Origin of the sequence: Corynebacterium tuberculostearicum (assembly GCF_022347385.1) — a bacterium.
In the GTDB taxonomy this organism is placed as follows: domain Bacteria; phylum Actinomycetota; class Actinomycetes; order Mycobacteriales; family Mycobacteriaceae; genus Corynebacterium; species Corynebacterium tuberculostearicum_M.
Genome location: NZ_JAKRDT010000030.1, coordinates 1 through 10718 on the forward strand (window position 1 = coordinate 1; position 10718 = coordinate 10718).

General features: G+C 60.0%; 9 protein-coding genes and 2 tRNA genes. 7 read left to right on the plus strand and 4 right to left on the minus strand.

What is annotated here, in order from left to right:
* The first annotated feature begins 126 nt into the window (after positions 1-126).
* The 4 genes from MHK00_RS11400 to MHK00_RS11415 all read left to right on the plus strand — a co-directional run bounded on the left by MHK00_RS11400 (position 127) and on the right by MHK00_RS11415 (position 4465).
* Complete coding sequence (locus tag MHK00_RS11400) at positions 127-1404, plus strand: glutaminase (protein ID WP_250411901.1); 1278 nt, start codon at positions 127-129, stop codon at positions 1402-1404.
* A gap of 90 nt (positions 1405-1494) precedes the next feature.
* Positions 1495-2658: an ABC transporter substrate-binding protein gene (locus tag MHK00_RS11405; RefSeq protein ID WP_250411904.1), complete on the plus strand. Its 1164-nt coding sequence runs from the start codon at positions 1495-1497 to the stop codon at positions 2656-2658.
* A complete protein-coding gene (locus tag MHK00_RS11410; RefSeq protein WP_250411906.1) occupies positions 2658-3713 on the plus strand; it encodes a FecCD family ABC transporter permease in 1056 nt (351 codons plus the stop codon). The genes MHK00_RS11405 and MHK00_RS11410 overlap by 1 nt, the downstream gene beginning before the upstream one ends.
* On the plus strand, positions 3704-4465 hold the full coding sequence (locus MHK00_RS11415) for an ABC transporter ATP-binding protein (RefSeq protein ID WP_250411908.1): 762 nt from the start codon (positions 3704-3706) through the stop codon (positions 4463-4465). Before MHK00_RS11410 ends, MHK00_RS11415 begins: the two co-directional genes overlap by 10 nt.
* A 169-nt stretch (positions 4466-4634) precedes the next feature.
* Here the strand turns inward: MHK00_RS11415 and MHK00_RS11420 are convergent.
* A tRNA-Lys gene (locus MHK00_RS11420) sits at positions 4635-4707 on the minus strand.
* A gap of 170 nt (positions 4708-4877) precedes the next feature.
* On the opposite strand from MHK00_RS11420, the gene MHK00_RS11425 reads away from it, so the two are divergent.
* Together MHK00_RS11425 and MHK00_RS11430 are read left to right on the plus strand one after the other, a co-directional pair.
* A complete protein-coding gene (locus tag MHK00_RS11425; protein ID WP_436232081.1) occupies positions 4878-6149 on the plus strand; it encodes a L,D-transpeptidase in 1272 nt (423 codons plus the stop codon).
* 29 nt (positions 6150-6178) lie between these two features.
* On the plus strand, positions 6179-7123 hold the full coding sequence (locus MHK00_RS11430; protein ID WP_250411913.1) for an MsnO8 family LLM class oxidoreductase: 945 nt from the start codon (positions 6179-6181) through the stop codon (positions 7121-7123).
* 40 nt (positions 7124-7163) lie between these two features.
* Here MHK00_RS11430 and MHK00_RS11435 read toward each other — a convergent pair.
* Both MHK00_RS11435 and orn read right to left on the minus strand, forming a co-directional pair.
* Positions 7164-7239, minus strand: a tRNA-His gene (locus MHK00_RS11435).
* 49 nt (positions 7240-7288) lie between these two features.
* Positions 7289-7936, minus strand: a complete 648-nt coding sequence (gene orn / locus MHK00_RS11440) for an oligoribonuclease (protein ID WP_250411916.1) — start codon at positions 7934-7936, stop codon at positions 7289-7291.
* 211 nt (positions 7937-8147) lie between these two features.
* On the opposite strand from orn, the gene MHK00_RS11445 reads away from it, so the two are divergent.
* On the plus strand, positions 8148-9695 hold the full coding sequence (locus MHK00_RS11445) for an alanine/glycine:cation symporter family protein (RefSeq protein WP_250411918.1): 1548 nt from the start codon (positions 8148-8150) through the stop codon (positions 9693-9695).
* Here the strand turns inward: MHK00_RS11445 and cmrA are convergent.
* Positions 9692-10492, minus strand: coding sequence for a mycolate reductase (gene cmrA / locus MHK00_RS11450; protein WP_250411921.1), 801 nt, complete (start codon positions 10490-10492; stop codon positions 9692-9694). The genes MHK00_RS11445 and cmrA overlap by 4 nt on opposite strands.
* Positions 10493-10718 lie beyond the last annotated feature (226 nt).

Genomic DNA, 10718 nt, shown 5'->3' on the forward strand with positions numbered 1-10718 from the left:
CAAACCACGCAAAGCACTCAACTGGCGCACCCCAGCCGAAGTCATGACCAACGCCCTCACACAAACCGGTAGCATCAAACCAAACTAACCATCATCGTTGCAACGACCCCTAGAATCCGCCTTGGGATGAAGACACCAATCCCTTTTTATTTGCAGGAAATCCTCACCAAGGTGCGCGATAATCGCGACGGTGCCGTGGCGGATTATATTCCGGAGCTGGCCAAGGCGGAGCCTGAATACCTCGGCGCCGCGATGTGCACCACCACCGGCCACGTTTATTCTGCGGGCGATGATGAGGTGGAATTTACCCTTCAGTCCTTGTCCAAGCCTTTTGTTTATGCGCTGGCTCTCCAGGAGCTTGGTCTTTCCGCGGTGCGCGAGATTGTGGGTATGGAGCCTTCGGGCGAGGCTTTCAACGAGCTTTCGCTCAACCGCGATGATCACCGGCCGGTCAACCCCATGATTAATGCGGGCGCGATTGCGGTCACGCAGCTGATTAATGGCGTGGATTCGGAGCCTGCCGCGCGCGTGGAGCGTCTGCGCACCTATTTCTCGCGGCTGGCGGGGCGCGATTTGCTTATCGACGACGCCATGCGCGCCTCCGAGCTCGATGTCAGCGAACGCAACCTCTCGCTGGCGCACATGTTGCGCAACTACGACATCATCCAGGACGAGGCGCACGATGCGGTGTCAACGTATGTTGAGCAGTGCTCGATTGTGGTGACGGTACGGGACTTGGCCGTGATGTCGGCAACGTTGGCGAACGGTGGCGTGCAGCCAGTGACGGGCGACAAAATTTTAGACGCGGACGTGTGCCGGTTGACGCTATCGGTGATGAGCTCGGCCGGCATGTATGACGGCGCCGGCCGCTGGATGGCCGAGGTGGGTATCCCGGCGAAGTCGGGCGTCTCGGGTGGCCTGCTGGGCACGCTGCCGGGCCAGTTGGGCGTGGCGACATTCTCGCCGCGGCTGAACAAGGAAGGCAACTCAGTGCGCGGGGTGGATGCGTTCAAGCTGCTGTCGAAGGACATGGGCCTGCACCTGATGTCTACGGACGAGCGCTATGGCGTGAACCCGGTGCGCAAGGTGGAGCAGGATGCGGAGCTGACCGTGATCTATCTGCAGGGCCTGATCAATTTCAACGCGGCCGAGACCATCTTGTACGAGCTGATGGAGTCAGATTTTGGCGAGGGCACGGTGGTGCTCGAGCTATCGCATATTACGGGCACGAACCGCATGGGTCGGCGCATGCTGAAGGAGGGGCTGCGCCGAATTCGCGAGTCTGGCTTCGATATCGCCATCGTGGATCCGGATGGAGAGCTAGAAGATCGCACCATGTCGGACGGTACGAAGGTGCCCAAGGGCGAGCCGGAAGACTACGCGATCAACGGCGAACCCGTTTAGGTTTGGGTTACCTTACCTAGTCAGGTTAGGATGTCCTATGTAAGGCCCTTCGCGTTAGCCGCGAGGGCATCCAACGATCAAGGACTGAAAATGGCTCATACTCCCCTTAAAGTGATGGCGGTTGTGGCGGCGTCGGCAATGGCGCTGGTCGGCTGCGGTGCGGCCGAGGAAGTAACCGGCGGAGCAAGCGACGATGCCGCCTTCTCTTTTACCGATATCACCGGCCGTGACGTGGAACTAGATAAGGCTCCCGATCGCGTGATTTTGGGCGAGGGCCGATCGCTTTTTGCTACCGGCGTTCTTAATACCGATAATCCGCTGGACAAGGTCGTCGGCATTGGCACGGATCTTAAACAGACCGTGCCGGATTACTACGCGGCGCTGGAAAAGGAACTGCCGTCCGTAAACGAGGTTCCAGAGATCGGCGGCTTTGCCAAGGGCGATGTCACCGTAGAAAAACTCGTGAGCCTAGACCCGGACCTCATTGTGCTCTCGCTGGATCAATACGATGCCTCCCGCGAAGCTGGCCTGACCGACAAGATGGATCAGGCTGGCTTGAAGTATGCGGTCACCGACTTCCGCCGCGACCCGCTGGAGAGTACGCCTAAGACTATGGACATCTTCGGTGAGATCTTTGGCCAAGAGGACCGCGCTGAGGAATTCAACGCGGATTGGCAAAAGACGGTGGACTTGGTAGAGGAGCGCGCGGAGAAGGTTAAGGATAAGCCAAAGACCTTCGTCTGGCGTTCGGCCGGCGTTTCCGACTGCTGTGGTTCGTGGAACGATTCCAATATCTCCCAGCTGGTCAACGCGGCCGGTGGCGAGAATGTCGGCGATAAAGTCATTCCGGGCGAGTCTGGCACGATCACCCCGGAAAAGGTCCTGGAATCTGACCCGGATATGATCATCGCCACCGGTGGCGATTGGTCTGAGATGAAGGACGATGAAGGCCACCCTGTCGGATACGCTGCAGTGGGCTACGGCATCGATGAAAAGGAAGCCAAGGGCAGTGTGGCTAAGCTGCCGGGTAAGCAGGCTGGCTTCGATAAGCTGCGTGCGGTCAAGGAACACCACTTCCACAGCATGTGGCACCAATTCTATAATTCGCCGTTTAATTACCTGGCGCTGCTGCAGATCGCGGAGTGGATTGACCCGGAGGCGTATGCCGATGTGGACGTCGCCAAGCAGTGGATGGATGCGCAAGAAAAGTACTCGCCGGTTTCCGGCGAGGGAACCTTCTTTAGCACCAACTAATGGAGGGCGCAGAGGTAGCCGCGCTGGCGCGGCAGCACAAGAAGTTAACGTGGCAACGCATCGGCATTGTTGCGGGCCTGACCCTGATCGCAGCCGTGGCTTTTATTATCAGCAACTTCGTGGGTGCGATCGATATCAGCCCGGGCGAGGTTATGAAGGGCATAGTCAATCCCGCGGGGCTGGATGACCAGACGCGCACGGTGCTATGGCAGCTGCGCCTGCCTATGGCCGTGATGGCCGTGCTCATTGGCATGGCGCTGTCTATGGCTGGCGCGGAGATGCAGACCATCCTTAATAACCCGCTAGCCGAGCCCTTCACGCTGGGCATTTCGGCGGCCGCCGCGTTTGGCGGCGCCAGCTCCATCGTGCTCAAATGGCAGCTGATTGCGCAGCCGCAGTTCAATCTCGCGTTGGTGGCGTGGCTTTCGGCCGCGGTAGCCACTGCGATCATCGTGATTGCGGCCGTTATTCGCGGCGCTAAGGCGGAAACTATGGTGCTGCTGGGCATCGGCCTGGTGTTCTTCTTCCAAGCCATGCTGGCGCTTATCCAATACCGGTCTTCGGCCGAGGCGCTGCAGCAGATTGTCTATTGGTCCATGGGTTCTCTGACTCGCGCCAACTGGGCGGCCAATGGCGTGCTGGCGGCCGTGCTCATTATCGCCCTGCCTATCCTGTGGGTGCTGGGCTGGCGCCTGACGGCCTTGCGGCTTGGCGACGCCCGCGCTACCGCCATGGGCATCAATACCTCGCGCCTGCGCGTAGTGGTGCTTATCGTGGTCTCGCTGGTCGCGGCGACGACCGTGGCCTTCGCAGGCATCATCGGCTTCATTGGCTTGGTGGGCCCGCACATCGCCCGCATGCTGGTAGGCGAGGACCAGCGTTACTTCCTGCCGGCCTCCATGGCGGCGGGTGCGGCCGTGATGTGCGCCGCGCATGCGGTGAGCCTGATGATTAAGCCGGGCCTGGCCATTCCCATTGGTATCGTTACTTCGCTTCTGGGCGTGCCATTCTTCATTGCCATCGTTATGACCCGAAGGAGGGCACTGTGGACGTAGAACTGACTATTTCCGGGCTGAGTGCGGCCTATGGCAAGCACTGCGTGCTGGAGTCCGTGGATGTGGAAAAACTCCACGGCGGGCAGCTGGTGGGATTGTTGGGGCCGAATGCCTCCGGCAAGACCACGCTTATCAAGTCCCTGGCCGGCGTGCACCGCGGCTGCGATGGCGAGGTGGATTTCCGCGTCGATGGCACGGCGCCGCGCGGCAAGCGACGCCGCCAGCTTATCGGCTACGTGCCGCAGGACCTTACGAGCACGGCCGCGCTGCGGGCCTTTGAAGCCGTGCTGATTTCCGCGCGCCGGGAGGCCTGCGAAGACCCGATTACACGCACGGGTGAGGTGCTGCACTCCTTGGGGCTGGACGCGATCGCTTCGCGCTACCTCAATGAGCTCTCTGGCGGCCAGCGCCAGCTTGTGGCGGTGGCACAGATGCTGGTGGGCAATCCAGGCCTCATGCTTCTCGACGAACCCACGTCCGCCCTCGACCTCCATCACCAGATCTTTGTCTTGGATGAGGTCCGTGCCAAAGCGCAGCGCGATGGCAGCCTGGGACTTGTGGCCATCCATGACATCAACCTGGCCGCGCGCATGTGTGACCAGCTGGTGGTGCTTAAAAAGGGTCATATTCGCGCTCAAGGTAGGCCTGCGGACGTTCTCACGGGGGAGCTCGTGGAGGGCGTGTATGGGGTAGAGGCGGACGTCGTCCAGCATGGCGGCGCTCCACTCATTGCCCCGTTGCGGGTGAGATAGCACAGGGCCGGGTAATCACCCGGCCCTGTTTTAGTGGTGAGCCATCAGGCGTCTGGTTTCTTGGCGCTGTGAGCACATAAGTCATGCGCAGCGCGGTGACAGGGACTGGCTCGTAAAAAGAAAAATCTCGAGGTATCGTTCTAAGAACAACGCCTCGAGATTTATATTGTGCGCCATCAGGGAATCGAACCCCGAACCCACTGATTAAGAGTCAGTTGCTCTGCCAATTGAGCTAATGGCGCATTGTTGACTTCCTGCCGTGTGGCTCTCTGTGCAACGAGTAGATACTCTAGCAGCCATTCTTTAAAAGTGTAAAATCGCCTGGTCAAAGCGGTTTTTGAAGGGTGTATAACAAATTGGTTAATGCCTGAAGTGGCTTCTGGTAATTGGCGAAGGGAGACGCTAATCTATGTTGGTCTTTGAAAGCAGCAATTACGTGTCTAAGGGCAACTCAGTGAAAAATTCCCTCCCTATCGCGCGCCGTCTCGTAGCGGCCGCAGGCGTTGCGTGCATTTCCCTAGCCGCCGCCTCCTGCTCCTCTGATTCCTCAGCCGAGAATCAGGCTGCCGACCAAGAATCCACCGCCGCCGCACATGCGGATGGAGACAGGGACGGCGGCAAAGAGTCCGAGAAAAAGAAAGGCGGCCTTGTAGCCTCCGTAAAGGACGGGGCGACGGATGTAGATCCGTCCAAGCCAGTCACCGTGGAGACCACGGGCAAGCTCAAGAGCGTCACCATGACCAATGAAATGGGCGTGGAAGTTAAAGAAAAGCTCTCCAAGGATGCCAAGACGTGGTCTACTGCGGAGGACTTGGGCTATAACCACACTTATTCCATCGTGGCCTCCGATGTGGATGGCAACAAGAAGAAACTCAGTTTTTCCACTCCGCAAGCAGCGGGCGTTGCCGAGGTCTCGCTTACCCCGATCCCGGACTCTGAGGTGGGCGTAGGCCAGGTCATTGGTGTGAATTTCGGCGTGCCGATTACGGACCGCAAGGCGGCCGAGAAGACCATTACTGTCACCACCAACCCTGAGGTTAAGGGCGCTTTCTACTGGGTCAACAACCAGGAGGTGCGCTGGCGTCCAAAGGAGTACTGGGAGCCAGGCACCAAGGTTGAGGTGAAGGTGGACCAGTACGGCAAGGACCTGGGTGGTGGAATCTACGGCGGCGAGAACGCCAAGACCAATTTCACTATCGGTGACCGCACCGTGGCGATTATCGATAACGCCACCAAGACCATGAAGGTCTTCAAGAATAAGAAGTTCTTGCGCGCCATCCCGGTCTCGTTGGGTCGCGATTATCAGTACGATACGCCGAATGGGCGATACATCATTGGCGATGAGCACCCGCAGCTGCTGATGGACTCCGAGACCTTCGGCCTTTCCCACTCCGCGGGCGGCTACCGCACAATGGTGGACTGGGCTACCCAGATGTCCTATTCCGGCATCTATGTTCACTCCGCTCCGTGGTCCGTAGGGGCGCAGGGCAATACCAATACCTCGCACGGCTGCATTAACGTGACGCCGGAGGCCGCACAGTGGTTCCAGGAAACCATGAAGCGCGGCGACGTGGTGCGCGTGTTCAATACCTACGGTGAAACGCTTAATGCGCTGGATGGCCTAGGTGACTGGAATATGTCCTGGGGCGAGTGGTCCAAGGGCAACGCGGACGCCAATCAGTAGCGCCCGAGAGCGGCGCAGGCGATGAGCGCATGGCTACAGTGGTGGCCATGCGCTTTTCTGTTTTAGACCGCGGCGCGGCCGGGCCGTTGGACCAGGTGGCTGAGCACGCCCGGCACGTGGAGAGGCTTGGTTTCCGGCGATTTCTGGTGGCCGAGCATCATGGCGTGCCGGGAATTCCGGCGGGCCAGCCGGGGATGTTGGCGGCCCACGTGGCGGCGCATACGCAGCGCATTCGGGTAGGCACGGCCGGCATCATGCTGTTAAATCACCCGCCGTTTTTGGTGGCGGAGCAGATAAACCTCCTCGAGGCGCTGTACCCCGGGCGCATCGATATTGGGATTGGCTCCTCCGTCGGCTTTACCGGCCCGGTGCGGCGGGCACTGCGCCAGGGCGACCCAGCCGAGGTGAAGCAGCGCTTTGAGGCGGAGCTGGCAACGCTGTTGCGCTACCTGCGCGGCGAGGAAGCGGTGACGGTGCGGCCGGAGTATGCGGGCACGCCGATCTACGTGTTGGCGGGCTTTCGCTCGGCCATGGTTGCGGCCAAGATGGGGCTCGGCGTCATCTTGGGTGGTCCGGTGGCCACGCAGGAGGCGGCCGCGCGGGTGTATCGGGAGCATGCGCTTGCCGACGCCCCACCTATCATCTCCTCGCTCAATATCGCCGTTGCCGATACGTCCGCGGCCGCCCGTGATCTGTTGCTACCGGAGGCCTATGCCAAGGTGCTCGCGCAATCCACCGGCGAGTTCGCGGCCCTGCGGCCTGCAGGAGAGCTGGACATGGATGCGCTGACGGGGCAGCAGCGCCGGCGCATTGAGGAAGCGCTCGCCCATGACGTGTGGGGAACGGTGAAGGAAGTGGGGGAGGAACTAAGGGGCGTCGGCAAGCGGCTGGGCGTAAGCGAGTTTGTGGTGACCGGAGACATGCCAGATGTGGGCGGTCGGGCACGTTCGGAGGAGCTGCTGGCGAGCCTGTAGGTGGAAAACTGAAAAAGCCCGAGCGCAAGGCTCGGGCACTTGGGGTGGCTGACGGGACTCGAACCCGCGACACCCAGGATCACAACCTGGTGCTCTACCAGCTGAACTACAGCCACCATCGCTGCGTGAAAGCAACGAGATATAGGTTAACTCACGCCGCCTAAATTACAAAAACGCCTGGTAATCTGCGGTGGTTTCGGCCTTGATCTCCTCTGCCTCGGGGGAGGTGGGGCCCTCGTCAGTGCGGAAGACGCTGCGGCGGTAGAAGTCCAACTCGCGGATGGATTCGATGATGTCCTGCAGTGCGCGGTGGGCCATGCCCTTATCGGGCTGGTTGAAGTAGGCGCGCGGGTGCCACCGGCGGGCAAGCTCCTTGATGGTGGAGACGTCGATCATGCGGTAATGCAGGGCGCTATCGAGCCGCGGCATATAAGCACGAATGAAGGTGCGATCCGTGGCGATGGAATTGCCGGCCAGGGGAGCGGGGTGCTCAGGATCGCAATGTTCATTGATGAGCGCGAGTACGGCATCCTCGGCCTCTCCGATGGAGGTGGTGGACTCGCGGATTTCCTTATCCAGCCCGGACTTAGCGTGCATCTGTGTAACAAAGGAATCCATCTGTGCCAGCTCATCCTCGGTGGCGTGGACGACGAGGTCGATGCCTTCGCCCAGGATGTTGAGGTTGCCATCGGTGATGACGGCGGCGACCTCAACAATGACGTGGCGCTCGGGGTCGAGGCCGGTCATCTCCAAATCGATCCAGACGAGGCGGTCGTGTTTTGCGGCTATCTCGGAATGTGGCATGCGGCCCATTCTACGCCCGCGTGCTTTTACCCCTGTATGGGGTACGAGCCGGGCTGCCCTGGAGGGGCGATTGCTACTGGACAACGCCAGCTTTCAGTAAGTGTGGCACTATACTGCATAAAATTAATCGGTGATTTGCCTCACTCTAAGATGTGAGTTAGGGCATACTCTGGTTAATCGCTCTTCATTCGGGAGGTGCGACAGACTTAGGAGAGACCAGATGGCAAACTTCCTCGATGCCCTCAATACCGTAATTTGGTCCCCCGTCTTGGTGTTTTTATGCCTCGGCGCGGGTATTTATTTCACCGTGGTGACACGCGGCCTGCAGGTGCGCTGCATCCCGGACATGCTCAAGCAGATCGTTAACGGAGAAAAGTCCGCAGATGGCGTTTCTTCCTTCCAATCCTTGATGGTTTCGCTCTCCGGCCGCGTGGGCGTGGGCAATATCGCCGGCGTGGCCACAGCCATCGCCTTCGGTGGGCCTGGCGCCGTGTTCTGGATGTGGGCAGTGGCGCTGTTGGGCTCGTCCACCTCGTTCATCGAAAGTACGTTGGCGCAGATTTACAAGGAGAAGGACCAGGACACCGGTGAGTACCGCGGCGGGCCCGCCTATTACATCGAAAAGGCCTACAAGCACACTAAGGCGGCGCCGTTCATGGTGGTCTACGGCATCGTGTTTGCCGTCGCCATGATCTTGGCTACCAGCTACTTCTTGCCTGCCATCCAGGCCAATGCGGTGGCCGCCGCGGCCGATACCGCCTGGGGCATCAACTCCACCTGGGCAGCCGTCGTCTTGGCGGGCATTCTGGCCATCATCATTATTGGCGGTGTGAAGCGCATTGCGACCTTCGCCACCATTGTCGTGCCATTCATGGCAGTCATTTATATCGTGATTTCCGTCGTAGTCATGTGCATGAACTTCTCGCAGATTCCGGAGGTCTTCGGACTCATCTTCAGGTCCGCATTCAATATGGAAGCCGGATTCTCCGGCATGCTGGGCGCGGCCATCATGTGGGGTGTTAAGCGCGGCATCTACTCCAATGAGGCTGGCCAAGGTACCGGCCCGCAGTCCGCTGCAGCCGCCGAGGTCTCTCACCCTGCTAAACAGGGCTTCGTGCAGTCCTTCGCGGTTTATGTCGATACGCTCTTCGTCTGCTCGGCTACCGCGTTCATGATTATTTCTACGGACATGTACACCGTCTTCCGCGGCAGCTCCGAGGACGGCGAAGTGGTCTACAACGGCTCGCTTCCTGATGGCGTCGAGGTCGGCCCTGGCTACGTGCAGTCCGGACTCGATAGCGTCTTCGCCGGCTGGGGCCCAACCTTCATTGCCGTCTCCATTGCCTTCTTCGCCTTTACGACAGTCCTAGCGTACTACTACATGTCTGAAGTTAACCTGACTTACTTCAACCGCTGGGTCCGCTCCCGCACGGCCCGCCGTGGTCTGATTTGGGTCCTGCGCGCGCTGATTATTGTTTCTGTCGTGGTTGGCGCCACCACCACTCCGGGTGCGGCGTGGGCGCTGGGCGATATCGGCGTCGGCACGACGGCATGGCTCAATATCGTCGCCATCCTCTTCCTGCAGGTTCCCGCCATCAAGGCACTCAAGGACTATGAAAAGCAGAAGAAGGCCGGCAAGGATCCGCAGTTCGACCCAGAAGCTTTGGGTATCAAGAACGCGGACTTCTGGGTAGAGCGCAAACGAGCACGCGGCGAGGGCAGCGTGCTCAAAAACAAAGACAAGGACTTAGAAGGCGCCGGGGCCTAGCCCATCTTGGCGTAGAAGCTGCCTACCAGCGGTGCAATCACCGGGGTGGGCAGCACTTGGCTGAGGGTATTCATCGCCTTAGATAGCGGGCCGGGCACCACGCGGCGCTGGTTGCGGCGCATGGCCTCGATGGTTTCTTGGGAGCAGGACTCGTAGGTGGTCCACAAAAAGTCCGGTACCACCTTGTCCACGATCGACTGGTCTTCCTCTGCGATGGTGGCCTCGCGCACGGGGCCGGGGGCGAGCAGGGTGCACGAGACGCCGGAGCCCTTCAGCTCGTAGTGCAGGGCCTCCGTAAAGGCATTGACGCCCGCCTTGGTGAAAACGTAGGTGGCGTTATTAGGGATGGGGATATTGCCCGCGGCAGAGCCGACATTACAGATAGCGCCGCTGCGGCGAGGCAGCATTTGCTCCAAGGCGGCTCGCGTGAGGTGGTGGACGGCAGTGCCGTTGAGCTCGAACTGTGTCGTCTCGTACGACCAGTCTTGGTCCATGAAGGGGCCGAAGCTGGCGATGCCGGCGGAATTGACCAAAATAGACACCTCGCGGGTGGCGATGGTCTCGGTCACACGGGCGACGTCGTCAGCTATCGCTAGGTCCGCCGGCAGGGCAATGGCCTCGATATTATGGCGCTGCTCGAGCTCGGCGGCGATGGACTCCAGGACCTCGCGGCGGCGGGCCACAAGGATGACGTTATATCCCAGTGCGGCGAAATCCTGCGCCATGGCCTTGCCAATGCCTTGGCTGGCGCCCGTAACGAGGGCGTAGGACGTGCGGGAAGGGGCGGGAAGTGACATGGTTAAGCCTTTCCGGAGTGGGGGCATGGTGAGTCCTAGCGTAAACAAAAAGCCTTGAAGCGGCGAGAAACTCGGCGCCTCAAGGCTTTCGCGGTGCCCCCAGCAGTGTCTGGTTCGGAGACATCGTTCCGCATGTCTTATGAGATAGTTCCGGTCTAACCAGCACTAATGTCTCATTACATCGATCCGGTAGAAAACTCTGAAGTTAAATTTGCCCGGCCGCGAC